This is a genomic window from uncultured Polaribacter sp., from assembly GCF_947497695.1.
Taxonomy (GTDB): domain Bacteria; phylum Bacteroidota; class Bacteroidia; order Flavobacteriales; family Flavobacteriaceae; genus Polaribacter.
Genome location: NZ_CANMHM010000005.1, coordinates 143,688 through 170,368, shown reverse-complemented (window position 1 = coordinate 170,368; position 26,681 = coordinate 143,688). Strand labels below are relative to the sequence as shown.

At 28.2% G+C, this 26,681-nt stretch carries 27 protein-coding genes; 13 read left to right on the top strand and 14 right to left on the bottom strand.

Annotated elements, in window-relative coordinates:
- Positions 1 to 51: 51 nt before the first annotated feature.
- Positions 52 to 678, top strand: coding sequence for a hypothetical protein (locus Q0731_RS07930; protein ID WP_299062301.1), 627 nt, complete (start codon positions 52 to 54; stop codon positions 676 to 678).
- Here Q0731_RS07930 and ppk2 (Q0731_RS07925) read toward each other — a convergent pair.
- On the bottom strand, positions 675 to 1,454 hold the full coding sequence (gene ppk2, locus Q0731_RS07925; protein WP_299062298.1) for a polyphosphate kinase 2: 780 nt from the start codon (positions 1,452 to 1,454) through the stop codon (positions 675 to 677). The genes Q0731_RS07930 and ppk2 (Q0731_RS07925) overlap by 4 nt on opposite strands.
- Before the next feature lie 2 nt (positions 1,455 to 1,456).
- On the bottom strand, positions 1,457 to 2,314 hold the full coding sequence (gene ppk2 / locus Q0731_RS07920; protein ID WP_299062295.1) for a polyphosphate kinase 2: 858 nt from the start codon (positions 2,312 to 2,314) through the stop codon (positions 1,457 to 1,459).
- 301 nt (positions 2,315 to 2,615) lie between these two features.
- On the opposite strand from ppk2 (Q0731_RS07920), the gene Q0731_RS07915 reads away from it, so the two are divergent.
- On the top strand, positions 2,616 to 3,566 hold the full coding sequence (locus Q0731_RS07915) for a lipid A deacylase LpxR family protein (RefSeq protein WP_299062292.1): 951 nt from the start codon (positions 2,616 to 2,618) through the stop codon (positions 3,564 to 3,566).
- Here the strand turns inward: Q0731_RS07915 and Q0731_RS07910 are convergent.
- Positions 3,563 to 4,987: an AAA family ATPase gene (locus Q0731_RS07910; RefSeq protein WP_299062290.1), complete on the bottom strand. Its 1,425-nt coding sequence runs from the start codon at positions 4,985 to 4,987 to the stop codon at positions 3,563 to 3,565. The genes Q0731_RS07915 and Q0731_RS07910 overlap by 4 nt on opposite strands.
- 106 nt (positions 4,988 to 5,093) lie before the next feature.
- Here Q0731_RS07910 and Q0731_RS07905 point away from each other — a divergent pair, with 106 nt between their 5' ends.
- The 3 genes from Q0731_RS07905 to Q0731_RS07895 are packed head-to-tail and all read left to right on the top strand — an operon-like array spanning position 5,094 to position 7,181.
- Complete coding sequence (locus tag Q0731_RS07905; protein WP_299062287.1) at positions 5,094 to 5,828, top strand: hypothetical protein; 735 nt, start codon at positions 5,094 to 5,096, stop codon at positions 5,826 to 5,828.
- Positions 5,797 to 6,633, top strand: a complete 837-nt coding sequence (locus Q0731_RS07900) for a DUF3822 family protein (protein ID WP_299062284.1) — start codon at positions 5,797 to 5,799, stop codon at positions 6,631 to 6,633. The genes Q0731_RS07905 and Q0731_RS07900 overlap by 32 nt, the downstream gene beginning before the upstream one ends.
- On the top strand, positions 6,630 to 7,181 hold the full coding sequence (locus tag Q0731_RS07895) for an RsmD family RNA methyltransferase (protein WP_299062282.1): 552 nt from the start codon (positions 6,630 to 6,632) through the stop codon (positions 7,179 to 7,181). Before Q0731_RS07900 ends, Q0731_RS07895 begins: the two co-directional genes overlap by 4 nt.
- Positions 7,182 to 7,309: 128 nt before the next feature.
- Here the strand turns inward: Q0731_RS07895 and Q0731_RS07890 are convergent, their stop codons facing one another.
- The 5 genes from Q0731_RS07890 to Q0731_RS07870 are packed head-to-tail and all read right to left on the bottom strand — an operon-like array spanning position 7,310 to position 12,378.
- Positions 7,310 to 8,263, bottom strand: coding sequence for a MoxR family ATPase (locus tag Q0731_RS07890; protein WP_299062280.1), 954 nt, complete (start codon positions 8,261 to 8,263; stop codon positions 7,310 to 7,312).
- Entirely contained in the window at positions 8,263 to 9,642 is a 1,380-nt protein-coding gene (locus Q0731_RS07885; RefSeq protein WP_299062277.1) for a peptidylprolyl isomerase, read from the bottom strand. The genes Q0731_RS07890 and Q0731_RS07885 overlap by 1 nt, the downstream gene beginning before the upstream one ends.
- Positions 9,608 to 10,453 carry a hypothetical protein gene (locus Q0731_RS07880; protein WP_299062275.1) on the bottom strand — a complete coding sequence of 282 codons (846 nt, stop codon included), beginning with the start codon at positions 10,451 to 10,453 and terminating at the stop codon, positions 9,608 to 9,610. Before Q0731_RS07880 ends, Q0731_RS07885 begins: the two co-directional genes overlap by 35 nt.
- Entirely contained in the window at positions 10,453 to 12,087 is a 1,635-nt protein-coding gene (locus tag Q0731_RS07875) for a peptidylprolyl isomerase (RefSeq protein WP_299062272.1), read from the bottom strand. The genes Q0731_RS07880 and Q0731_RS07875 overlap by 1 nt, the downstream gene beginning before the upstream one ends.
- Positions 12,088 to 12,096: 9 nt before the next feature.
- Positions 12,097 to 12,378 carry a DUF493 family protein gene (locus Q0731_RS07870; RefSeq protein WP_299062269.1) on the bottom strand — a complete coding sequence of 94 codons (282 nt, stop codon included), beginning with the start codon at positions 12,376 to 12,378 and terminating at the stop codon, positions 12,097 to 12,099.
- A 96-nt stretch (positions 12,379 to 12,474) separates the two neighbouring features.
- Between Q0731_RS07870 and Q0731_RS07865 the strand changes: the two genes are divergently transcribed.
- The 4 genes from Q0731_RS07865 to Q0731_RS07850 all read left to right on the top strand — a co-directional run bounded on the left by Q0731_RS07865 (position 12,475) and on the right by Q0731_RS07850 (position 16,401).
- Positions 12,475 to 13,011 carry an ATP-binding protein gene (locus tag Q0731_RS07865; protein ID WP_299062267.1) on the top strand — a complete coding sequence of 179 codons (537 nt, stop codon included), beginning with the start codon at positions 12,475 to 12,477 and terminating at the stop codon, positions 13,009 to 13,011.
- Positions 13,012 to 13,013: 2 nt separating this feature from the next.
- Positions 13,014 to 14,912, top strand: coding sequence for an ATP-dependent DNA helicase RecQ (locus Q0731_RS07860; protein WP_299062264.1), 1,899 nt, complete (start codon positions 13,014 to 13,016; stop codon positions 14,910 to 14,912).
- 84 nt (positions 14,913 to 14,996) lie between these two features.
- Entirely contained in the window at positions 14,997 to 15,947 is a 951-nt protein-coding gene (gene fmt / locus Q0731_RS07855) for a methionyl-tRNA formyltransferase (protein ID WP_299062261.1), read from the top strand.
- Positions 15,948 to 16,128: 181 nt separating this feature from the next.
- The gene (locus tag Q0731_RS07850) at positions 16,129 to 16,401 is read left to right on the top strand and encodes an HU family DNA-binding protein (RefSeq protein WP_299062258.1); all 273 of its coding nucleotides are present in this window, start codon (positions 16,129 to 16,131) and stop codon (positions 16,399 to 16,401) included.
- 182 nt (positions 16,402 to 16,583) lie between these two features.
- Here Q0731_RS07850 and Q0731_RS07845 read toward each other — a convergent pair whose 3' ends face one another.
- Positions 16,584 to 17,060, bottom strand: coding sequence for a thioredoxin family protein (locus tag Q0731_RS07845; RefSeq protein WP_299062255.1), 477 nt, complete (start codon positions 17,058 to 17,060; stop codon positions 16,584 to 16,586).
- A gap of 260 nt (positions 17,061 to 17,320) precedes the next feature.
- Between Q0731_RS07845 and Q0731_RS07840 the strand changes: the two genes are divergently transcribed.
- Both Q0731_RS07840 and Q0731_RS07835 read left to right on the top strand, forming a co-directional pair.
- Positions 17,321 to 19,396, top strand: a complete 2,076-nt coding sequence (locus Q0731_RS07840) for a thioredoxin domain-containing protein (protein WP_299062252.1) — start codon at positions 17,321 to 17,323, stop codon at positions 19,394 to 19,396.
- A 123-nt stretch (positions 19,397 to 19,519) separates the two neighbouring features.
- Positions 19,520 to 19,666, top strand: a complete 147-nt coding sequence (locus tag Q0731_RS07835; RefSeq protein WP_299062249.1) for a hypothetical protein — start codon at positions 19,520 to 19,522, stop codon at positions 19,664 to 19,666.
- Here the strand turns inward: Q0731_RS07835 and Q0731_RS07830 are convergent, their stop codons facing one another.
- The 3 genes from Q0731_RS07830 to Q0731_RS07820 all read right to left on the bottom strand — a co-directional run bounded on the left by Q0731_RS07830 (position 19,667) and on the right by Q0731_RS07820 (position 21,524).
- Complete coding sequence (locus Q0731_RS07830; RefSeq protein WP_299062247.1) at positions 19,667 to 20,122, bottom strand: DUF4442 domain-containing protein; 456 nt, start codon at positions 20,120 to 20,122, stop codon at positions 19,667 to 19,669.
- A 273-nt stretch (positions 20,123 to 20,395) separates the two neighbouring features.
- Entirely contained in the window at positions 20,396 to 21,001 is a 606-nt protein-coding gene (locus Q0731_RS07825; protein WP_299062244.1) for a thioredoxin family protein, read from the bottom strand.
- Between the two features lie 10 nt (positions 21,002 to 21,011).
- Positions 21,012 to 21,524, bottom strand: a complete 513-nt coding sequence (locus Q0731_RS07820; protein WP_299062241.1) for a TlpA family protein disulfide reductase — start codon at positions 21,522 to 21,524, stop codon at positions 21,012 to 21,014.
- 214 nt (positions 21,525 to 21,738) lie between these two features.
- On the opposite strand from Q0731_RS07820, the gene Q0731_RS07815 reads away from it, so the two are divergent.
- Positions 21,739 to 23,046: a DUF819 family protein gene (locus tag Q0731_RS07815; RefSeq protein ID WP_299062239.1), complete on the top strand. Its 1,308-nt coding sequence runs from the start codon at positions 21,739 to 21,741 to the stop codon at positions 23,044 to 23,046.
- A gap of 37 nt (positions 23,047 to 23,083) precedes the next feature.
- Positions 23,084 to 23,788 (top strand): DUF4369 domain-containing protein, encoded by a 705-nt coding sequence (locus Q0731_RS07810; RefSeq protein ID WP_299062236.1) that lies wholly within the window; start codon positions 23,084 to 23,086, stop codon positions 23,786 to 23,788.
- 106 nt (positions 23,789 to 23,894) lie between these two features.
- Here Q0731_RS07810 and Q0731_RS07805 read toward each other — a convergent pair whose 3' ends face one another.
- Both Q0731_RS07805 and eno read right to left on the bottom strand, forming a co-directional pair.
- Positions 23,895 to 25,181, bottom strand: coding sequence for a citrate synthase (locus Q0731_RS07805; RefSeq protein WP_299062234.1), 1,287 nt, complete (start codon positions 25,179 to 25,181; stop codon positions 23,895 to 23,897).
- Positions 25,182 to 25,356: 175 nt separating this feature from the next.
- Positions 25,357 to 26,646: a phosphopyruvate hydratase gene (gene eno, locus Q0731_RS07800; RefSeq protein WP_299062231.1), complete on the bottom strand. Its 1,290-nt coding sequence runs from the start codon at positions 26,644 to 26,646 to the stop codon at positions 25,357 to 25,359.
- Positions 26,647 to 26,681: the final 35 nt, after the last annotated feature.

Sequence of the window (26,681 nt, the reverse complement as noted above, 5' to 3'; positions counted from 1 at the left end):
TGTATTATCTTTTGAAGATAGTATCTTTGTTACAAAAATAACAAGATCATTATGACTTCTACTATTTCTACTGAAAATTTCTTTACAAACGCATTCCATCAACTTGTATCAAATGAAGATAGAAAGCAATTGTTACTTAAAATATCTAAAGGAATTTTAGAAGAATACAAAAAAAATGGTATTGTTAACTTAAATTTTATATGCACCCATAATTCAAGAAGAAGCCAATTAGGACAAGTTTGGGGATTTTTTGCGGCGAATCATTTTAAACTAAATATCAATAGTTTTTCTGGCGGAACAGAAGTTACTGCTTTCTTTAAAAATACTGTAAAAACATTACAAAGTGTTGGTTTTAGTTTTGATTTGGCTAATTTTTCTCATCAAAACCCTAAATATGTAATTTCTTTTGATGGAAGCTCTAAATCTATTTTTGGTTTTTCTAAAAGATATGATGATAAAGAAAACCAACATCCTTTTATAGCAATTACTACTTGTAATAATGCAGATACAAATTGCCCATTTATTGCTGAAGCAACGCAAAGATTTCATTTACCTTTTGTAGATCCAAAATCATCTGACGATACAGATTTACAAGAAGAAACGTATTTAAAAACGACCCAACAGATTGCAGGAGAAATTTATTTTATTTTTTCTGAAGTTAAAAAGACGATAGTTTAAACTTCTAAATCTTTATCATAAGGAATTCGATTTAAAATGTGGTTGATTACATTTACACGAGCTTCTGTTTTTCTGTTTGCCTTTATAATTTTCCATGGTGAAATTTCTGTATGTGTTTTTTCAAACATTGCTTTTTTGTACACTGTATAATCTTCCCAAAGATCTTGTGCTTTTTCATCTAGCTTAGTCATTTTCCATTGTTTTAATGGATCACTTTTAATATCGGCAAAACGTTTTGCTTGCTCTTTTTTAGAAATAGACATATAAATTTTAACCAAATGAATGCCCGATTCTAAAATCATTCTTTCAAAATCATTAACCTGATTCATAAAAATTTCATACTCTTTTTGTGTGCAAAAATTATTCACAGGCTCTACAACAGCTCTATTGTACCAACTTCTATCAAAAAAAACAATCTCACCTGCTTTAGGAAATTGCTCTACATATCTTTGAAAATACCATTGAGAACTTTCATCTTCTGTTGGTTTTGGTAATGCAACAATACGCATGTGACGTGGATTAATACGTTCTGTTAATCTTCTAATTGCTCCTCCTTTACCTGCAGAGTCTCTTCCTTCAAAAACAATTATTATACGTTCTTTATTGTTAATTGCCCAAGTTTGTAAACGAATTAATTCTACTTGTAATTCTTCTAATTTTTTTTGATAGTCTACATATCTAATTGCTCTTTCAATATTTAAAGGTTCTTTTGATAAAAGTGCTAAGAGTCCTTTTTTAGAGTTTAGTTTTTTTAAGTTTTTAGGTGTTAATTCCATATTTAATCTATGTTGGTATTAGATCTATAATAACGCATTACAACATTAGGGTCTGGGTTTAAAACTGTTGTAGTTTCTTCTTTACCCTCATAGTCAAACTGAGACAAAACGTGTCTTATGGCTTCTAATCTTGCTACCTTTTTATCATTCGTTTTTATCATCATCCAAGGACTATAAGAAGTATGTGTTTTAGAAAACATTTCTTCTTTAAAATGTGTATATCTGTCCCAAAGAATCTGCCCTTGTTTGTCTACAGGACTAAATTTCCATCTTTTTAAGGGGTTTTCCTTTCTCGCTTCAAAACGTTTTAATTGTTCGTCTTTTGTAATTGAAAGCCAAAATTTAATAATCACAACACCATCTTCATACATCATATGTTCAAATTCTGGCACTTGTACTAAAAACTCCTTGTATTGCTCGTCTTTACAAAAACCCATTACAGGTTCTACAACAGCTCTATTATACCAACTTCTATCAAAGAAAACAATTTCACCAGGATTTGGTAATTCTTTTATGTAACGTTGAAAGTACCACTGGCCTTTTTCAATTTCTGTTGGTTTATTTAATGCAACCAATCTGCTAGAACGAGGGTTTAAATGCTCCATAAAACGACGAATATTACCTCCTTTTCCTGCTGCATCTCTTCCTTCAAAAATAACAGCAACGCGTTTGTTATTATTAGAAATCCATCTCTGTAATTTAACCAGTTCTATTTGTAATAATCTTAGTTCTTCATCATATAAAATAGTTTTCTTAACCTTTTTACAAACAGCGTTTTTTTCATTGATAAGTGTTAATAAATCTTGCCTATTTTTAACCGTTTGAAAGTCTGCTACACTCAATCCTAATTTAGTTTCCATAAATTCTATTTACTAAGGTCTAAAATAGCTACTTTTTTTTAGAATTCTATTAAAAAAAATACAATTTAAATTAGTTATTTTCTGATAAAAGCAACTAAACCGCTTCACTAAAAGAACCAAGAAACAACACCAAAACCTAACTACCTGATAACTAGTGGTTTTTTAGATTTTAATTTTAAAAACTAGTAAGATATCATTAAAAAAACTAGTTAAATACAAAATTTTAACAGCATTTATAAAACTAAAATATTTTTAATGTGACATTAATGGATTTAGATAAGTTCTTTTATATTTGCTTTGCATGAAATATATTTTTCTTCTATTCTTCTTCTATATTACTTCAATTACAATAGCTCAAGAAAAATTTTCTAAAGAAATAACCTTAGTTACTGATAATGATTTATATGCTTCTGTAATTAGAGACAGATATTATACAAGTGGTTTTTTTTTAGGATATCGATATCTCACCAAAAAGAAAGGGAAGAATTTAGAAAAACGTATTTTAGAGTTTAAGTTAAATCAAGAAATGTATACTCCTTTTAGAGCTGTAGTGAGAAATGTATTAAACCACGACAGACCTTTTGCTGGATATTTATATGGTAGTTTTGGTATAAAAAACATTTACAAAAACCATCAAATTTTAAATACTAACATTCAAATTGGTGTCATTGGCTCAAACTCTTATGCAGAAGAATTACAAGGCTTTATTCACGATATTTATGGTTTTGAAAAAGCAGTAGGTTGGAAACATCAAATAAAAAACGCTTTTGCTTTAAATTTTAATGCAGCATATTTAAAAACAATTTTAAAATCAAAAGAAAAACGTTTTGATCTTACCTGGCATAACAACTTAAATTTAGGTACTGTTTACACAAATATTTCTTCAGGTTTACAAGCAAGAATTGGCTTTATACCATTGCAAGAAATTATGAACTCAATTGGTTTTAATACCAACTTAAATAACGAGCAGCATAAAACTTTTAATGAATCAGAGTCGTTTTTTTATGCAAAACCGATGTTGCGTTATGCTCTTTATGACGCTACTTTACAAGGTAGTTTTTTAACCCCAAAAAACAGCATCACAAAAGAATTAAAACCAGTTGTTTTTGATGTTGAAGTAGGTATAAAATGTACTTTGAATCGTTTTAATTTTGGCTACGCTTTTATGTACAACACCAGTAAATCTAAAGATTTAAGATACAATTACGGACATAAATATGGTAGAATTACCATTAATTATGTATTACATTAATCTGTAAAAAACTCGTCTTTAAAACCAATTAAATATAATTTTTTTTGAGCTCTTGTTAATGCAGTGTACAACCATCTAAAATATTCTTTAGAAACGCCATCTGGCAAATAAGGCTGCTCTATAAAAACGGTTTTCCATTGTCCTCCTTGAGATTTATGACACGTCATAGCATAAGAAAACTTAACTTGTAAAGCGTTGAAAAACACATTTTTTTTGATTGCCAAAAACTGTTTAGATTTCGATTTTTCATCAGCATAATCCTCTTTTACTGCTTGGTATAATTTATTAGATTCCTCATAGGTTAAAGAAGGTGTTTCACTGGTTAAAGTATCTAACAATAAAACAGTTTCAAAAGGTTGCATCTCTGGGTAATCAATCATACTTACCTCTACCTCAGCAAATTTAAAACCATAGAGTTCTTTAATAGAAAATATTTTTAATACTTTACAAATATCACCATTGGCAATAAAACCTGCATTTGAATTTTCTTTTAACCAAAAATAATTATTTTTAACAACCATAATGTAATCTCCCGCAGAAATTTCGTTTTCTTGCCCTCTAATTTTCATTCTAATTTGTTGGTTGTAATCGTTGGCTCTTTTATTAGAACGTACAATAAAAGCAGTGTCTTCTACTTCATCTGCATCGTAAGCAGATACCAAAGCATCTTCTATATCATAACCATCATCTAATCTAATAATATCCGGAAAATCAATTTCAAACTTAAAATTAGTACTGTCATTTTGAATCATTAAACGTAATAAAGTTGCATTTGCCAGTATCCCTGAATCTTTATGTTGACGCATTACTTCATCTAACTCAATTTCAGCTACATTTTTATGAAAATCGTACATTAACGTATCTTGTTCAAGAGCAGGGCTAATATTTAATTTTACAGGTGGTAATTGAGCTGTATCTCCAATAAATATCAACTTACATTGATGTCCTGAGTATACATAATTAATTAAATCATCTAATAATGAACTGGACTCAAATAACTTTTGATTTTGCCTACGATCAGGTATCATAGAAGCTTCATCAATAATAAAAATAGTATTGGTGTGTTTATTGGGTTGCAATACAAAACCTAAAGAGCCATTAGATTGTTTTTTAGGAAAATATATTTTTTTATGAATTGTAAATGCCGGTCTTTTAGAATAGACAGAAATTACTTTGGCAGCTCTACCTGTTGGTGCTAATAAAATCGATTTTTTTCCTGCTGCTCCTAAACTGTTTACAAAAGCACTAATAGTTGTTGTTTTTCCTGTACCTGCATATCCTTTTAATAAAAATAAGGCGTCTTTATCTTCACTAAAGATAAAATCACTTAAAAAACGTAACAAATTGTTTTGTTTTGTTGTTGGTGTATATTGAAACTTTTTTAAAATTTCTGAGTAAAAATCTGCTGTTTTGTTTATCATAAAAAAATTAATATGGTAAAGATACATCGAATTACAAATAAAAATTTTTATCATTAAAAAAAAATTGTAGATTTGTCTGAACGTACTTAAAAAAACAAAGAAAATAATGGAATTAATTGGAATGATTTTAGCAGCAATTGTAGTTGCTGTGCTATTAGCAATCGTTATCGTAAAGTATTTACCTTTAAAACTAAGATGGATTGCTTCTTTATTGCTATTAGTATTAACAGTATTTTTAGTAATTAAAATATACGATGGTGTTATGGAGCCAATTAATTTTAATAAACAAAAAGTTGTTAAATATGCAAAAGTTGTAGAACAATTAAAAATTATTAGAGATGCACAAGTAAAGCATTTTGAAGTAACAGGTAAATATACAGAAGATAAAGCTGGTTTAATTAAATTTATTGACACTGCAAGATTAGAGCTTACAGAAACAATTACTGTTATAGAAAAAGTAAATAAAGGTGGTGGTATTGTTGTTGATGTTGAGGTTAGAAAAACAAATATTACTGGTTATGAACCTGTTTTAAAATATTTTAAAGACAGAAATTATAAAGAAATGTTTAAAGTACCTGGTGTAGAAGGTAAAGAATTTGAAATACAAACAGGAAGTGTAGAAAAAGTAGAAGGTTTAGTAGTACCTACGTTTTTAATTCAAACACCAAAAGAAGAAATTTTAAAAGGGATGAGTAAATCTCTTATAAAACAAGAACTACAAGCAAAAGCTACAGACCAAATTAAAGGAGAATATATTTCTGTTGGTTCTTTAGAAGAAGTTTCAACTGGTGGTAATTGGCCTCCTTCTTATGACAAACAAGACCGTGATCAAAAAGAATAGTAGCATTACTTTTATAAACACAAAAGATACAAAGCTATCCATTCAATTTAATTTGGATGGATTTTCTTTTTGTATCACAAACAATACATCAAAAGAAACACTTTACTTTTCTGAATATGTATTTGATGAAAAACAAAGCAATCCAGAAAATTTATTAGATAAAATTAAGGAGATATTTAAAACAGATTCTTACCTACAAAAAGACTTTGCTACTGTATTAGTAGTTCATCAAAATAATTTATTTACGTTTGTTCCCAATCAATACTTTGATGAAAACAAACTTGTAGAGTATCTTAATTACAATATTAAAACTTTAGCTACAGATTTTATTGCCTTTGATGATTTGCAAAGTATCAATGCAAAAAATATATACGTACCTTATGTAAATATTAATAATTATTTGTTTCAAAATTTTGGCGAATTTGAATACAGACATCATCTTACACTTTTTATAGAGCAATTAATTTCCATTAATAATTCTGATAAAAAAGAAGTATATGTTAATGTTACAAAAGAAAATTTTGATGTAGTTGTTATAAAAAATAAAAAATTAAAATTCTCTAACTCTTTTTCTTTTGAATCTAAGGAAGATTTTATCTACTATATATTATTTACTTTTGAGCAACTAAAGTTGGATGTTGAAAAAACAGCACTATTTTTTTCTGGAGATATTGAGCTAAATTCTGATATTTACAAGATTACCTATCAATACATTAGAAACGTTTCTTTTTTAGAAAGTAGCAATTACATTTTTAACAAGTTAGATGCTTCTAAACATTCAAATTATATCCTTTTAAATTCATGAGAATAATTTCTGGAAAACACAAAAGCAGACGTCTATCAGCACCTAAAAATTTGCCTGTTCGCCCAACTACAGATATGGCTAAAGAATCGTTGTTTAACATCTTAAACAACACTTATTATTTTGATAGTATAACTGTAATAGATCTTTTTGCTGGCACAGGAAATATTAGTTATGAATTTGGATCTAGAGGCACTAAAGAAATTTATGCCATTGATGCTCATTTTGGATGTATCAAGTTTATCAATGAAACTGCAAAAAAGTTAGACTTACCCATCAATACTTTTAAAAGTGATGTCTATAAATTTTTAGAAAAAACATCGCTTAAAGCTGATGTTATTTTTGCAGATCCTCCTTATGATTTTAAAGAAACTGAATTTTTAAAAATTGTAGATTTAGTTTTTACGAACAACCTACTCAAAGAAGAAGGCGTTTTAATTGTAGAACATTCTAAACATACAGATTTATCTAAAAATGATAATCATAGTTATGATAAGCGTTATGGTGGTAATGTTTTTAGTTTTTTTGAGAATAATATTGATCAAGAATAACCTTACCAATTGTCACTTCGACCCTTTGGGAGAAGTCACATGATAGTGAGAACACAAAGTTGATTCCCTTTATGTGATTTCTCCTTCGTCGAAAGGACAAACTGGAAAGTTCTAGACTATCAAAAAGACTACAACAAAGACTCAATAATATCAGCAATGGTAATTCCTTCTGCTTCTGCTTTGTAATTTTTTACAATTCTGTGAGATAAAATTGGTATTGCAACGGCTTTTACGTCTTCAATATCTGGAGAAAATTTTCCATTTACTGCTGCATGAGCTTTGGCTGCCAATATTAAGTTTTGAGACGCTCTAGGTCCTGCTCCCCAATCTAAATAAGATTTTACTAAATCTGTTGCTTCGTTAGATTTTGGCCTTGTTTTACCCACCAAACCAACTGCATATTCTATTACATTATCTGCAACAGGTATTTTACGTATTAGTTTTTGAGCTTCTACAATTTCATCCGAAGTAAATAAAGGTTGTATTGTTTCGCTTTTATTACTGGTAGTGTTTTTTACAACAGCAACTTCTTCATTAAAAGTAGGGTATTCTAAATAAATAGAAAACATAAACCTGTCTAATTGAGCTTCTGGTAAAGGATACGTTCCTTCTTGCTCAATTGGGTTTTGAGTTGCTAACACAAAAAATGGTAAATCTAATTTATAATGATTTCCAGAAACGGTTACAGAACGCTCTTGCATAGCTTCTAACAAAGCAGCTTGTGTTTTTGGTGGTGTTCTGTTTATTTCATCTGCCAATATAATATTAGAAAAAATAGGCCCTTTTATAAATTTAAAGTGTCTGTTTTCATCTAAAATTTCACTTCCTAAAATATCAGATGGCATTAAATCTGGTGTAAACTGTATTCTATTGAACTTTAATCCTAAAGCTTCTGAAACAGAATTTACTAATAACGTTTTTGCCAAACCTGGTACACCAATTAATAATGAATGTCCTCCACAAAGAATAGATAATAAGGTAAAATCCACAGCTTGATGCTGCCCAATAATAACTTTCCCTATTTCCTTTTTTAAGGCTTTGTATTTTAGTACTAAATCTTTTATAGCTTTAACGTCAGACATTATTTACTTACTTGTTTTTTCCAGTTTTTATCAAAAGTACATTTACTGTAATTAGGGCCAATATTAATGTAGGTATCTTTTATTTTTTCTTTAGACCATTTTGTAATTTCCTCTTCTTTCTTTTTTTGGAGTGCTAATTTTTGCACTTTTACGTAATCTTCAATAATATCTGCAGTATGATTGTCTGTTCTATCTTTCATTAAAATAAACTTAAACATTTTATCTCCAGATCTTTCTTGATCATAAAAAGGTTCTGTCATTTCTCCTTTTTTAAGATCACTAACTCTAGCATAAAAAGCAGGATCCATTCTTGTTAAATCAAACTTAGAATCACCAGTAGGACTTGTAATAACGCCTCCGTTATTTTTGGTATCTTTATCATCAGAGTATTTATCAACCGCCTCTTCAAAAGTTAACTTTTTATCTTTAATTTCTTTAATAATTCTTTCTACTTTGGCTTTTACCTCTTTTAATTTATCATCAGGTACTTCTGGTTGCATCAATATATGAGAGGCAATTCTAGTGTTTCCTTTTATTTTATGCAATTGCATAATATGATAACCAAACTCAGATTTAAATGGTTTAGAAACCTGCCCTATATCTAAAGTAAAAGCGGTTTCTTTAAATTCTTTAATAAAAGCAGATTCTTTAGTCACTGTATATTCTCCTCCGTTTTTAGTAACTCCAGGATCATCAGAATTTATAATAGCTTTCATTCTAAAACTAGAGCCCCCTTCAATTTGTTGCTTTAGTTCATTTAATTTTGCAACAACTCTTTCTATTTCTTCTTTTGATGGTGTTGCTTTTACAACAATTTGAGCCAATTCTACCTCTGCAGGAAACTGTGGTAATTCTCCTTTATCTTTTAAACCATTATAATATAAACGTACTTCTTCTGGTGTAACATCAATTTTTTCTGTAACCTTTATTTGCTCTTTCTCTATTAAAAGGGTTTCTTTTTGTACGGTAGTTAATTCATTTTTTAAGTCTTCTAAATCATTAAAACCATAAGCTTTAACTACTTTTTCTGTACTACCATATTGCTGTGTAAAAAACTGAATACTTCTATCTACTCTACCTAAAATTTCTGCATCAGAAACAACAACACTGTCTACAACTGCATGATGTGCCATTAATTTTTGCTGCATTAACTCCTCTAACATTTCACAGTCAGTAATTTTTATTTTGCCTTCACTTCTTTGTTCAACCTCTAACTTAAATTTCTCTATATCAGAATCTAAAACAATATTTTTACCAATAACCACTGCTACACCATCTATTTTTGTTTTCTGAGCAAACGTTTGTAGACTTACAAAACCCAAAATAAAGGTGCAAATTATAAACTTAATATATTTTAAAATTATTTTTCTGTATGGCATCTTTAACTATTATTTTTTCAATATCTCTTATTAATTCAATTTTACGTTTGTGTAAAATCATTTGTTCTATAGTTGGTGTAACATAGCTAAGTGGAGCTATAGAACTACGTAATAAAACGTCTTTTATAGCCACCAAATATAAACCTATTGAATCTTGTTTTTGAATGAATTCTGTTTTTTTTAACAGTTTTTCCTTAGAAAAAGGGAGTTTTAACAAAACCTTATCTAACTGAACCCAAGAAGAATCATTAAACTGATGAAATTTAAAACTAAGCTCTTCCTTTTCTAGCTCCTCTAAATCATTAATATTATCTGATTTAAAGAGAGATAACATTTTGTCTTTGTCTTTAATAGCAGGATCAATATGAAGGTACTTAATTTTAACCAACTCTTCATTGAGTCTAAAATTATCTTTATTATTCAAATAATAGGTCTCTAGTTCTTCATCAGAAATAACAGTATCTAATTGCTGTTTTATTAACTCTTCTTTATAATTATTAATTAACAAGCTTTCTTTATAATCTTTTACTAAATCATCAATCTGATTTACAGTTTCTAAAGAACTATTATTCTTAGATTTCTCTAATAAAAGCATTTTTATTGCCCAATTTTGTATGTAACTTTTAACCAAAACAAGGCTATCTTCTTTATTAATATTTTGTGGTAAGATAGATTTTAAATCTTTTTTAAACAGTTTTTCGGTATTTACAATCGCTACAATTTCTGAAGTATTATTTTCTTCTTCTTGCATTTTAAAAAAATCACAAGAAATAAAAAGCACAACACAAAATAAAACAACTGTATATTTCATTATTCTTTACCGTATAATTTAATTAACTTTTTTAACTGTTTTTTCTTAATTTCTATCACGCTTTTCTTCCTTAAATCTGCAATCCAGTTTTTTTCTAAAAAATTTTGATAATCATTAATTACTTGTCCTTTTACAGTTTTTAAATCATCTGTATTGTAAGTAGTTGCATTTTTATCAAAATATTGTTTTAAACCTAAAGTATCTTTAGATGATTTTGTCCAAATTTTTTGTTGCATTAATTCAAAAAGTAATAATCCATCTTCATATTCTTTTAAAACAGCAGCATAATCTGGTTCTGTATAAATTAAATTTTCTTTGTAATAGTTTAATATTTGCTCTTCTTTAAACATTTCATAAAGTTTAAAAATAGGTAAATGTCTTCTATTTCTAATAAAGCTGATAAACTCTTGCTGAAGAATGTCTTTGTCATTAATACTTAGTAATATATTTTTTAAAGAATCTTTAGGAATACTTCTAACATCTTTTCTATTTAACATTTTTCTTGCTTCTTTAGGCTCTTTTATAAGATAGTCTTTTTTTAATTTTTTAACTACTGCGTTTTTAGACAACTCCATTCTAGAGCTCTTTTTTACTTTTTCTTTTAATTCTTTTTCCATTTCTTTAAATGGTTTTATAGGATGTTTTTTTAGCAATTTAATAATATGCCATCCAAAACGAGTTTTAAAAGGTTTTGTAAAATCATTTTCATTTTCTAAGGCAAAAGCTGCATCAGAAAATGGTTTTACCATTCTACCTGCACCAAACTTACCTAAACTGCCTCCTTTGTTTTTAGAACCTGGATCTTCTGAATATTCTTTCGCTAAATCTTCAAAACTTTCTTTTGCTATTAATTTAGCGTACACATTTTCTATCTGTTTTTTGCCAACAGCAGTAGTATCTCTCACCAAAATATGTGCTGCTTCAATTTCTCCTTTCGATGGTTTTAAATCATCTACTTGTATGATATGATATCCAAACTGTGTTTTAAATGGCATGGAAATTTCTCCAACTTTGGTAGCATAAGCAGCAACTTCAAAAGGATACACCATGTTAAATGCAGAAAAGTAACCTAAATTACCACCATTTCCTTTTCTACCTGTTTTTGGGTCATCTGCAGCAGATTTATCTTCAGAAAACTTTGCTGCAATTTGTTCAAACTTTTCACCTTTTAAAATTCTTTCTCTTAAATCTAAAATTTTGTTGTAGGCCAATAAAGTATCTTTTGGCAAAGCTTGCCTAGATAATCTAATTAAAATATGTTTTGCTTTTACTTCATTCTTTGTTCTAAAATACACATCCTTTACCAATTGATCTATAAAGGTTGTATCTTGTAGATAAGGTGTAGAAAGTTGGTTTTTATAAGTTTCCATTTCTCGCTTATAAGAAGCTGCTGTATCTAATTGCATCTTATAAGCCTCTTTAACCTTTAACTTATAATTTATAAACAATTCTAAGTTTTTGGTAACACTTTTAGATTCTTCATTATCTATAGCGTCTAAATTTTTTTCATAGACTCTTTTAAATTCTGATACAGTTGTTGGTGCTCCATCAATAAATAATAAATTTTTACTTTTCTTTTGTGAAAAGATAGACATTGACACACTTAAAACAACTAATAAAACTAATTTTCTCATACTATATAATTATAATGATATTATTCCTTTAATTTTTTCTGCTTGCTTATAATAAGTAATTACTTTTTCTGAACTTTCTATTTTTAATACGATAGAAACACTAATATATTTTCCTGTTTTAGATTTTTTTGTATTAATTACTGCTCCAGTGTTATTAAACAACGCCTTTACCTCCTCTACCTGATTGGCATCTGTAGGTACAATAAATTTATACAAATAATCTGAAGGAAATGTACTAGTATCGTCTAATTGTAGTTTTAACTTCTCGTAAAACTCTTTTTTATCACTCATAAAATTTGATAATCTCTTATAAATTAATTAAAAATTACAAGACACGAATTTACATTAAAAATTAGTTTTATAAAGGGATTCATTTATTTTTGTGAGATGCAGCAAAAAATTCTTTTTATTGGTGGACCAGGAACAGGAAAAACTTCGGTTTTAAATACATTAATTAAGCAAGGTTATTTTTGTATGCCAGAAGTATCTAGAGCCTTAATTTTAAAAGCACAACAACAAGGTGTAGATCAATTGTTTTTAACCCAACCTCTACTTTTTAGTGAAATGCTGTTAGAAAGTAGAGAGCAACAATATTTAAATGCTAAAAAAGCAAATGCTAAAATTGTTTTTTTTGATAGAGGAATTCCTGATATTTCTGCATACATGGATTATTCTAAAACAGAGTACCCACCTATTTTTATAGAAAAAAACAAACAATATAAATACGACAAAGTTTTTCACTTTGCTCCTTGGAAAGAAATTCATACAACTGATAATGAACGTTATGAATCTTTTGAAGAAACAACACAAATTGATGCTTTTTTAGTAAAAACATATTTAAATTTAGGGTATAAAATCATTAAAGTCCCTTTTTGTTCTGTTGATGAAAGGACTCAATTTATTCTTAACTCATTGACTTTTTAAGTATGATTTTACCAAAAGAACTATTAAAAAAACATTGGGGTTTTTCTGAATTTAGACCACTTCAAGAAGAAATTATTACCGCTGTTTTAGAGCAAAAAGATGTAATTACATTGTTGCCAACAGGTGGAGGAAAATCTATTTGTTTTCAAATACCTGCTTTAGCAAAAGAAGGAGTTTGTTTGGTAATTTCGCCTTTAATAGCCTTAATGCAAGATCAAGTAGAAAACTTAGTTCTAAAAGGAATTAAAGCCACAAGTATTAAATCTGGTGCTACACAAGATGAAATTATTACTTTGTTTGATACTATTAAATTTGGTGGTGTAAAGTTTTTATACATTTCTCCTGAAAGATTGCAATCTTACTTTATTCAGCAAAAAATTAAAGAATTAAACATTCATTTAATTGCAATTGATGAAGCACATTGTATTTCTGAATGGGGACATGATTTTAGACCTTCTTACAGAAATATTAAAATTTTAAGAGCATTAAAACCTAGCGTAAATTTTATTGCATTAACAGCAACAGCAAACCAAAGAGTTTTAGATGATATTGCTACTAATCTTGAACTAAAAAACCCGCAACTTTTTAGAAAATCGTTTTTTAGAAAAAGTTTAGCGTATCAAATATTTACTATTGAAGATAAATTACAGCGTTTATTACAGATTTTTACCAAAACGAAAACTCCTGCAATTGTTTATGTAAATTCCAGAAATAAAACAGCACAAATTGCTGCTTTTTTAAATGCCAATAACTTTAAAAGTTCCTTTTATCATGGTGGATTATCATCCATAGAAAAAAATATTTCTTTTGAAAACTGGATGACTGAAAAAACACCAATAATGGTAGCTACAAATGCCTTTGGAATGGGAATTGACAAAGCAAACGTTGGCTTGGTCATTCATTTAGACATTCCATCGAGCATAGAAAATTATGTGCAAGAAACAGGAAGAGCTGGTAGAAATGGTAAAAAATCTTTTGCTGTTTTGTTGTTTAACAAAAACGATACGTTGCTATTTAAAGATCGTGTAGAAAAAACGTTACTAAGCATCAAAGAAATTAAGGCAATTCACAAGCAATTGTATCAATATTATAGAATTTCAATAGGCGAAATTATTGAAGAAACTTTTTCTTTTCATCTCTTAGAATTCTGTAAACAATATAACTTTTCTGTTTTAAAAGTTGATACTGCTCTTAAAATTTTAGCAAATAACGGAATTATAGAAATTAGTACACATTACAATAAGAAATCTACCTTGCAATTTATTGTGAATAGCAAAACCGTTTTAAATTATTTGGATAACAATACAGTTCTTAAAAATTTTACCAATTCAATTTTAAGAACTTATGCAGGTTTATTTGAACAAGAGGTAGCTATTGATGAATTCTATATTGCAAAAAAAGCAGGAATTACAACCAAGCTTGTATTATCTAATTTTGAACGCTTACAAGAAGATAACATTATAGCTTATAAAGCTGTAAAAAATGAAGCTGAACTGACTTTTTTATTGCCAAGAGAAGATGATTATACGATTAATCGATTTTCTAAAGAAATGAAACAGTTTATCCATCAGAAAAAACAAAAATCTGATGCTATTATAGAATTTGTAAATAACAATGCTATTTGTAGAAGCATCCAAGTTTTAAATTATTTTGATGAAATAAAAACAGAAAAATGTGGTATTTGTGATGTTTGCATCACTAAAAACAGAAAAACTGACATAGATTTATCATCAAAAATACTTCAACTTTTAACAGCTCAAAAAAGCCTAACCTCTTCAGAAATTTGTACTGTTTTAGTGGCTCATGAAAAAGACATTTTAATACATTTGCAACAATTATTATCGGATGATAAAATTATTGTTAACCATCAAAATAAATACCAATTAAAGGTATCACTATAAAACTTACCTAAAGGGTTTTAATATAAAAGAGCATTACTAAATGGAAAGCTATAAGTAACCATTTATAAAAATAAATACAAACACATGAAAGACTTGCGTATCGTTTTTATGGGAACTCCAGATTTTGCAGTTACTATTTTAAAACATTTAGTAGAAAATAATTATAAGATTGTGGGGGTTATTACTGCAGCAGACAAACCTGCAGGTAGAGGAAGAAAGTTAAATGAATCTGCAGTAAAAAAATATGCTACTTCTGTAAACCTACCTATTTTACAACCTACAAACTTAAAAAACGAAGATTTTACTAAAGAGTTAAAAGATTTAAATGCCGATTTACAAATTGTTGTTGCTTTTAGAATGTTACCAAAAATAGTCTGGCAAATGCCAAAATATGGTACTTTTAATTTACATGCTTCTTTATTACCAGAATACAGAGGTGCAGCTCCTATTCATTGGGCAATAATTAATGGAGAAACAAAAACAGGCGTTACTACTTTTTTTATTGATGATAAAATTGATACAGGAGAAATTATTTTACAAAAAGAAACATTCGTTTCTGAAACTGAAACTGTTGGAACATTACATGATAAATTAATGTTTTTAGGAGCTGATTTGGTTGAAAAAACAATAGACTTAATTGAAACACAAAAAGTAACGACTACAAAACAGCCTGATTTAGAAGAAAAATCGGCTTCAAAATTAAATCCTGAAAATTGTAGAATAGATTGGACAGATTCTCTAGACAATATTTATAATAAAATTAGGGGTTTAAATCCTTTTCCTGCAGCTTGGTCTGTTATTATCAATGAAGGAGAAGAAATAACTGCTAAAATTTATGCGATTAAAAAAGAAACGGAATTAGAACCACACAATTTTGCTGTTGGTAAAATTATTACCACAAAAAAAGAATTAAAAGTAGCAGTTACAGAAGGTTTTATTATTATTGATGAAATAAAGTTATCTGGAAAGAAAAAAATGGATGCCAAAAGCTTATTAAATGGTTATGCATTTTCTGCGGAATCTAAATTCGTCTAAAGCCTTTATTAGTAAGGTTTTTAGCTTTTTTCTGTTTTACAACTACCTTTGTTAACATTTCAACCCTATTTATCAACAAATACGTGTTTTTTTTGCATTCAAATTTGCATAAGCCCTTAATCCTGCTATATTTGTTGAGCTAATAAGCAAAAATATTAATTAATTTAAAAAACATTTTATTATGAACAAATCAGATTTAATCGATGCAATGGCTGCTGATGCAGGAATTTCTAAAGTAGCAGCTAAAGCGGCATTAGAATCTTTTACAGGTAATGTAACTTCTGCTTTAAAAGGTGGTAACAAAGTTGCTTTAGTTGGTTTTGGAACTTTTTCTGTTTCTAACAGAGCTGCAAGAGCTGGTAGAAACCCACAGACAGGAAAAACGATTCAAATTGCTGCTAAAAACGTAGCAAAATTTAAAGCTGGTGCAGGTTTAAGCGACGCTGTAAACTAAGCATTTTAGCTTCTAAGTATAAAAAACTCTCTTTTTTAAGGGAGTTTTTTTTTGATTAAAAAACTTCTGCTACTACCTAAACTTAAAATCTTGAAAATAAAATCAAAAAAAAAAGGTTGTAAACTATAATTACAACCCTTTTTAGATTTAAATCTTGATTTTAAAATAAAAACAACATTTTTTTAATATTTAGCAATTGTTTTTTCAAAAAAAGGATAATAATATTCAGTCATATAAACTCCTTTTTTTATATCCAACATTTTACCTTTATGATTTACTAAAACCATAGTAGGAAAAGATTTTTGACCATACTTATTACTTAACTTTTTATTAAATTGTCTGGTCTTTTCATCTATCAAATCTTTATTTCTAGGCACATCAACCATAAATAAAATTAAACTTTCGTCAGCTATTTTTTTAAACTTCTCAGTGTGAAATAGTTTTTTATCTAAAACTTTACAAGGACTGCACCAATCTGAGCCTGTAAAATAAATAAGTACAGGTTTGTTTTCTTTTTTTGATTTATTTAAAGCTTCTTGAAAGGAAGGCTCCCATATTAAAGAAATGTTCTCTATTGGTTCTTCTATCACAACATCTTGTGCAATAAAGCTTGATAGAGTAAATAAAAATGTTAGAATACTTAATAATATTTTTTTCATGGGGGTTTAGTTTTCTCAAAAATATCAAAAATAATACCAAATAAAAAATACTTAAGAATTTTTACAAAAAAAAAACAATAACTTTATTTAGAGCGATTATTTTTATTTCTAAGAAAAAAGATGCTTTTATATTAAACCTATATTGATAAACACTCAACTTAAAATTCATTAAATTTACAAACACCTATATTTAAAATAATAACCCGAACATAAAACTAATTTTAGTGAACGTATTTAAACCCTCATTTTTTATTACAATATTGTGTATAATTATTTTTAGCTGTAACAATAGTACTAAAAATCAACATGAATTCACAAATGATTTGGTTAAGGAAACAAGCCCTTATCTTTTGCAACATGCTCACAACCCTGTAAATTGGAAAGCTTGGAATGATACCACACTTGCTGAAGCCAAAAAGGATAAAAAATTAATTATTATTAGTATAGGTTATGCAGCTTGCCATTGGTGTCATGTAATGGAAAAAGAAAGTTTTGAAGACTCCTTGGTTGCTAAAACCATGAATAAAAACTTTGTAAATATTAAAGTTGATAGAGAAGAAAGACCAGATGTAGACAAGGTGTACATGAAAGCCGTACAATTAATGACAGGAAATGGTGGTTGGCCATTAAATGTAATTGCTTTACCTGATGGAAGACCTATTTGGGGAGGTACCTATTTTACAAAAAAACAATGGCAAAAAGTTTTAGTCCAAATTACAGAAAACTATAAAAATAAACCTGAAAGTTTTTACGCCTTTGCAGATGAATTAGAAAAAGGTGTAAAAGGCTTAGATTTAATACAATTAAATACTGAAAAAGCAGATTTTACCAAATTGTTTTTGAGTAATGAAGTAAAAAAATGGAGCTCTTTATTTGACAATTCTTTTGGTGGAAAAAAAGGTGCTCCAAAATTTATGATGCCTAATAATTATCAATTTTTACTTAGATATGCACATCAAAATAAAGACAAAAAACTTTTAAATTCTGTAGAAAAAACGTTAAATAAAATGGCTTTTGGTGGTATTTTTGATCAGGTTAATGGAGGTTTTTCTAGATATTCAACAGATAAAAAATGGCATGTTCCTCATTTTGAAAAAATGCTTTATGACAATGCCCAACTTGTAAGCCTTTATGCAAAAGCATACCAACTTACTAAAAATAAAATTTACAAAAATATTGTTTTAGAGACATTAGAATTTGTAAAAAACGATTTAACCTCAGCAGAAGGAATGTTCTACTCTTCTTTAGATGCAGATAGTTATACGCCTAAAAATGTTTTAGAGGAAGGGGCTTATTATACTTGGACAAAAGAAGAGTTGAAAAGTATCATTACTACTAATTTTGATTTATTTTCTAAATATTACAACATCAATGACTTTGGCTATTGGGAAGATGATAAATATGTTTTGATAAAAACTATTGATGATGTTTCTTTTTCTAACAAGCATCATTTATCTCTAAACCAATTAGATAATATTAAAAACGACTGGAAAAAACAACTAAAAAAAGTTCAAAAAAATCGTAAAAAACCAAGGTTAGACGATAAAAGTCTTACTTCTTGGAATGCATTAATGATTCTTGGATATGTAGATGCTTACAGTGCTTTTAATCAAAAAGAACATTTAGATATTGCTTTAAAAACTGCTAACTTTATAGTAAATAATCTTTTATCAAAAGAAGGAAAATTATACCATAATTATAAAAATGGAAAAACGACAATAAATGGATTTTTAGAGGATTATGCTGCAACTGCTCAGGCTTTTATAAAGCTTCATGAAGTTACGTCTGACAAAATTTGGCTAGAAAAAGCTAATGATTTAGTTAAATACACAATGACTAATTTTTATGATGAAACCTCTAAAATGTTCTTTTTTTCTTCTAAAGAAGATACTGATTTAGCTTCAAAAATAATAGAATATCAAGATAACGTTATTGCTTCTAGCAATTCTATTATGGCTAAAAATTTATTTGCTCTTTCTCATCACTTAAGCAACAACAGCTACAAAGAAAAAGCAACTGCAATGCTAAATAACATCAAACCAAAAATAACAGACAATGCTAGTTACTATGCTAATTGGTTAGATTTTATGATGAATTATACCGACAAATATTATGAGGTTGTTATTGTAGGAAAAAAAGCACAAGAAAAAAGAGTAGCACTTCAAAAAAAATATTTGCCTAATATTTTAATTTCAATAAGTAATAAAGCATCTAATTTACCTCTTTTAGAAAACAGGTTTATAACTGATGAAACTTACTTATATGTTTGTGTAAATAATACTTGTAGATTGCCCGTTAAAACAATAAAAGAGACTTTAAAACTAATAGAGAATTAGTTTTTATTTTAATTTTTAAGACTCATTTTTATGAGATTTAGAATACTAAAAATATTTTTTTTAACTTTAAAATTAAAAAATGTAAGAAAAAGAATAAATTAGCTACTAATAATAAAAAAGATTATGAAGTATTTAACACCAGAAATTGAAGCTTTTTATAAGAAATTTGAGGTAACAAAATCACTAGCTCGTACAAATGTTTCTTGTGGCATTTTTCAAGATTGCGATTATAAGGAAGAAAGACCAAAACTTTATCAAAAGAAAAAATAATTAGAATTTTACTTTTAGGCTCCAATGAAATTTAAACATAGAAACTAAAACACCTTCTTGATTTTTTCCTTCGGATGTTAATATAATAATTTGTCCTTCACCAGTTTTAATTGACTTTTGTATGGCTTCCCTTATTTCATCACCTCCTTTACAAGAAAATGTAATTTTGCCAGTTGCTTTTTTAAAAAACTCAGCTTCTTGCTTGGTAACTAACATAGAAAATTTTCGTTCAGAATTATCTATTGCTTTCATAATTAAAACACCAGTTGGCATTTCTGCTGCCATACCTTGTGCAGCCCAAAACATACTTTTAAATGGGTTTTGATTTAACCATTTATGTTTTATAGAAACTACCACCTCTTTATCTGAAATTAAACATACCCTTACTCCTCCTAAATAAGCTAAAGGTAATTTTAACAGGTTAAAAAAATTAACTTTTCTGGGAGTGAATTTCATTTTTAAATTTAGATTTTATAAGGTATTCAATTTAAAAGTAACTAAAATAGAATAAAAAAAGTATATTTTTCCACAAACCTATATAAAACTAATACTTCTTAAAAAAATGCTATCATTTTAAACCGAACCACTAACTAAAATTAGCAGTAGTATTTTTTCCTAATAGTATAAATAAATATTATGCTTAAAGTTTTTATAGCAAAAAACTACAAATTTTACTTTGGAGTTTTAAATACTTATAAATTAAGCTCTATTAATATATAAATCTATTTTTTATAATTTTTTAATAGAACAACCAATTGCTTTTGTAGTTGTTTTAGTTGGCTTTTTCCCTGCTAATAAAGAGTTAATAGCATCTTCTACATATTTTTCTGAAACATTATCTGGGTTTCTAGAACTATTATCAATTGCACCAATATATTCAACGCTCATATTTTGTTTACTAACAATAAATACATGTGGTGTTTTTGTAGCTCCAAATTTTGGATACGTTTTTTGTCCTTCATCAAATAAATAAGGAAACGTAAATCCTTTTTCTGAAGCACGCACTTGCATCGCTTCAAAACTATCTCCTTTAGATACTTCTGGATCATTAGGATTGATTGCAATTACAGGGTATCCTAACTTTTTATATTTTTGGTCGATAGCAATTAATCGATCTTCATAAGCAATAGAATATGGACAATGATTACAGGTAAATACAATTACAAATCCTTTAGCATCTTTGTAATCTGATAAAGAAACCTGTTTATCATCAATATTTTTTAATTTAAAATCTTCTATAGTATCACCAATTTGATAACCTTTATTTGTTTTTGTTGTAAATGCACTTGCTATTAAAAAAACAAATAGCACTAAAATAGATTTGGTAAATTTCATATTGTATTATTTAAATTTTCAAAAACGTTTGTAACTCAGCCTCTAATTGTTCATAATCAAAAGATTGTTCGTAAAATTTTCTATTATTTTTGTTATAAATTAAAGTTGCTGGTATAGCTCCAGACCAAGTTGAATCTATTGCTTTTATCCAAATATTTTCGTTTATATCATCTAATAAAATAACTTTAGACTGTAACTTCTTTTTATTGATAAAAGGAATTAATCTTTTATCTACTTGTTTTGGAAAATCTAAACTTACCAAAATAACTTCTACATTTTTAGATGCATATTCTTTGTTTAATTTTTCAAAAGCAGGCAATTCTTTTACACAAGGTGCACACCAAGTTGCCCAAAAATTAACAATATATGTTTTATTGTCTTCTTTTTCTAATAAAGGCTTTAATTCATTATAATTGTATGACTTTACTATTGTTATTTGTTTAGAAACTATGGCTTTTTTTGCCTTTTTACATGAAAACAATAAGAATACAAATAATAAAGAGTAAAAATATTTTTTTATCATTTTATAAATTTACAAATAAGATATCTCACTAAAAAACAATTAACTAATAGTTAACTAAAAAGTTCTTAAAATAATTTGCAAACTATTTTTAAAGTTTACAATTAATAATCAAAATAATTTTAAACATCTATAGTTTGATAAATACATTGTAGTTAAAAAAAATTACATTAGCATTATAATAGGACTACACAAAATTTAACTAAAAAAAATAAAAATGTCTGCTCCAATTTTCACTAACGATGCAATCGTTTTTGGTCTTTTAATGTTATCACTAGGCTTTGTTTTTTACACAGAAAGCAAAACGAGTGGCTTTTGGCAAAAATTCTATAAAATTGTTCCTGGATTATTTATGGCTTATTTTATTCCTGCTTTATTTACAACTTTAGGAATTATATCCCCAGAATGGGAAACACTAAATGCTATTGGGGAAATTGTTAAAGAAAAATCTCAATTATATTATATTTCTAGCAGATTTTTATTGCCTGCAGCACTGGTTTTAATGACTTTAAGCATCAACTTAAAAGCCATTTTTAATTTAGGTTCAAAAGCATTAATTATGTTTTTTACAGGTACAATTGGCATTATTATTGGAGGCCCATTAGCTATTTTATTGATTTCTATCTTCTCTCCAGAAACAGTTGGAGGTTCAGATTTTAATGCTGTCTGGAGAGGCTTATCTACCTTAGCAGGGAGTTGGATTGGTGGTGGAGCTAATCAAACTGCAATGCTAGAAATATACAAATACAATCCTACACAATATGGAGGAATGGTTTTTGTTGACATTGTAATAGCTAATATTTGGATGGCTATTTTATTAATTGGGATTGGTAAAAAAAATAAAATAGACAAATGGTTAGGTGCAGATACTTTAGCAATAGAGCAGTTAAAAGAAAAAGTATCTACTTATACTCAAAAAGTTAAAAGAAATCCCTCTATTACAGACTTAATGATGATTCTTGCTATTGGTTTTGTAACAGTAGGTTTTAGTCATTTTATGTCAAAATATTTTAGTGATTTCTTTTCGAGTTTTGTTACTTCAATTTCATCACAAACTTGGCAAAATATTTTTTCTTTTTTAAGTTCAAAATTTTTCTGGTTAATAAGTATTTCTACAATAATTGCTATTATTTTATCTTTTACAAAAGCTAAAAATTACGAAGGTGCAGGTGCAAGTAAAATTGGGAGCATTTTTATGTACATTCTAGTAGCAACTATTGGTATGAAAATGGATTTAACAATGATTTTTGATAACCTAGGATTAATTGCTATTGGAGCAGTTTGGATGGCAATACATGCAGGTTTACTTATTTTAGTTGCAAAACTAATAAAAGCTCCTTATTTCTTTTTAGCAGTTGGTAGTCAAGCAAATGTTGGTGGTGCTGCCTCTGCCCCTATTGTTGCCCAAGCTTTTCATCCTTCATTAGCTAGCGTAGGAGTTTTATTAGCTGTTTTTGGTTATGCTATTGGAACCATTGGTGCAATTTTATGTACTATTTTAATGGAATTATCAGCAACGTTTTAAATAAAAATGAAGATATTTGCAGTCGAAAATTTATATTATGAATAAAATTATTACTCTTTTAGCCTTATCAATTTTAATAATTTCATGTTCTTCAGAAAAAGAAGGGAATATGATTGTTCAGGGAAATATCAAAGGTTTAAAAAAAGGAACTTTATACCTACAGAAAATGAAAGATACACTTTTAATATCTGTAGATTCTGTAAAAATATTAGGCCAAGAAACTTTTTCGTTAACTGATAATGTTACCTCACCTGTTTTATATTTTTTAACTTTAGATGGAAATACAAAAACCAATAGTATTTTATTTTTTGGAGAAAAAGGTACTATTACTATTCATGATAAATTAGAAGAATTTGGCTTTAACCCCAAAATTACAGGATCTAAAAATCAAGAAGTATTAGATGAATATAATATTGTTGAAAAAAAGTTTCAAGGGCAACGTTTAGATTTTATAAAAAAAGATTTTGATGCAAAAAGAGAAAACAACCAGGCATTGGTTACTCAATTAGAAAACGAATATAAAAGTTTGGCTAAAAGGAGGGTTTTATTTACTACAAATTTTGCAATTAAAAACTCAAATTTAGAAGTAGCTCCTTATTTAGCACTTACGGAAATGTATGATGCAAGCTTAAAAATGTTAGATACTGTGAATAATTCATTAACAGAAAAAGTTAAAAAATCTGTTTATGGAAAACGTTTCCAAGAGTATCTTAATGATATTAAAGCGGCTGAGTTAAAATAGTCTACTGGTATTTAAATAGATAAATATCGTATTTAAAATTAATTATTTCACAAAAACAAAAAAGCTTCATAAAAATATGAAGCTTTTTTTGTAAATGAAATAAAATTTATCTTTTTTCAATTTCTACAAAAGATCTTAAGTTTTCTCCTGTATAAATCTGACGAGGTCTACCTATAGGCTCTTTGTTTAACCTCATTTCTTTCCACTGTGCTATCCAACCAGGTAAACGACCTAATGCAAACATTACTGTAAACATTTCTACAGGAATACCCATAGCTCTATAAATAATTCCTGAATAAAAATCTACATTTGGGTATAATTTTCTATCAACAAAATAAGGATCATTTAAAGCCTCTTGTTCTAACCCTCTTGCAATTTCTAAAATAGGATCATTAACGCCTAAAGTATTTAAAAGATCATCTGCTGCTTTTTTGATAATGGTAGCTCTAGGATCAAAGTTTTTATAAACTCTATGACCAAAGCCCATTAAACGGAAAGGATCATTTTTATCTTTAGCCTTTGCCATGTATTTTTTGGTATCTCCTCCATCTTCTTTAATTGCTTCTAACATTTCTAAAACGGCTTGGTTTGCTCCACCATGTAATGGTCCCCAAAGTGCAGAAATTCCAGCAGAAAGAGAAGCAAATAAACCTGCATGAGAAGAACCTACAATTCTAACAGTAGATGTAGAACAATTTTGCTCATGATCTGCATGTAAAATTAATAATTTATCAAGTGCATTTTTTATTATTGGGTTTATTACAAATTCTTCATTTGGTTGCTTAAACATTAAATACATAATGTTCTCTACATACCCTAAAGATTTTTGACCATAATTTAGGTGTAAACCTTTTTTCTTACGCATTGTCCAACCTACTAAAACAGGAAATTTCCCTAAAATTCTAACAATAGCAAGATACATATCCTCTCTAGACTCAATGTTTACAGAAGAAGGATTAAATGCAGTTAAAGCACTTGTTAATGAAGACAGAACACCCATTGGATGAGCTGTTTTTGGAAAAGCTTCCAATATTTTTCTAACATCGTCATCAACCAAAGAATGTTCTTTAATATCTGAATGAAATTTAGCTAATTGTTCTTTCGTTGGTAAATCTCCAAATATTAAGGCATAAGATACTTCTAAGAAATCACCTTTTTCTGCTAATTCTTCAATTGAATAACCTCTATAACGTAAAATTCCTTTTTCACCATCTAAAAAAGTAATTGCACTCTCACAAGAACCTGTATTTTTATAACCTGGATCTATCGTTATTACTCCATTTGTTGCTCCTCTTAAGGTTTTAATATTAATTGCAACTTCATTTTCTGTTCCTTTTACAAGAGGAAATTCATAAGAATTGTCCCCAATCTGTAACTTAGCTATATCTGACATTTATTGACGTTTTATCGTGTTTTTAAGATTTCACGAAGATAGCAAATTTCAAATAATTTAAAACGATAGTTCTTATAGTATTTAAATATTTTAAGAGAACATTAATATAAATGCGAATTCAACAAAAAAAAGCCTCATAATTTCTTATGAGGCTAAAATATTGTGCGAATAATAACTATATATTAAAAGCTTTTTCTTTGGGAAAGTATGCAACTTCTCCTAATTCTTCTTCAATACGTAATAATTGATTGTATTTTGCCATTCTATCAGAACGAGAAGCAGAACCTGTTTTAATTTGTCCACAATTTAATGCAACTGCTAAATCTGCAATTGTATTGTCTTCTGTTTCACCAGATCTGTGAGACATCACTGAAGTAAAACCTGCATTTTTAGCCATATTTACAGCTGCAATAGTTTCTGTTAAACTACCAATTTGGTTTACTTTAATTAAAATAGAATTTGCGATTCCGTTTTCAATTCCTCTAGATAAACGCTCTACATTCGTTACAAATAAATCATCCCCAACTAATTGAACTGTATCTCCAATTTTTTCGGTTAAATACTTCCAACCATCCCAATCGTTTTCGTCCATTCCATCTTCAATAGATATGATAGGGTATTTACCAGCTAATTCAGCTAAATAATCTGCTTGTTCTTTACTCGTTCTAATTTTCCCAGTTTCACCTTCAAATTTAGAATAGTCGTATTTACCATCAACATAAAATTCTGCTGCTGCACAATCTAATGCAATTTTAATTTCTTCTCCAAAAACATATCCTGCATTTTTAACTGCTAAGGCAATTGTTTCTAGAGCATCTTCTGTTCCTCCTGCTAAATTTGGTGCAAAACCTCCTTCATCTCCAACAGCTGTAGATAAGTTTCTATCGTGTAAAACTTTCTTTAAGTTATGAAAAATTTCAGAACCCATTTTCATCGCTTCTGTAAAAGTTTCTGCCTTTACTGGCATAATCATAAATTCTTGAAATGCAATAGGTGCATCAGAATGAGAACCACCATTAATAATGTTCATCATTGGTAATGGTAAAGTATTTGCAGAAACACCACCAACATATCTATATAAAGGCATGCCTAACTCATTTGCTGCTGCTTTTGCTGCTGCTAATGAAACACCTAAAATTGCGTTAGCTCCTAATTTAGATTTATTTGGAGTACCATCTAAATCAATCATTAATTGATCGATTGCATTTTGTTCAAAAACAGATGTTCCTAATAACTCTTCAGCAATGATATTGTTTACATTACTAACAGCTTTTAATACACCTTTACCCATGTAATCTTTACCTCCATCACGTAATTCTACTGCCTCATGTTCTCCTGTAGAAGCTCCAGAAGGAACTGCTGCTCTACCTAAAACACCGTTTTCTGTAGTTACATCTACTTCTACTGTTGGGTTACCTCTTGAATCAAAAATTTGACGTGCATGAACGCTGATTATAATACTCATATTATTGTAATTTAATTAATTTATACTTTTATTTA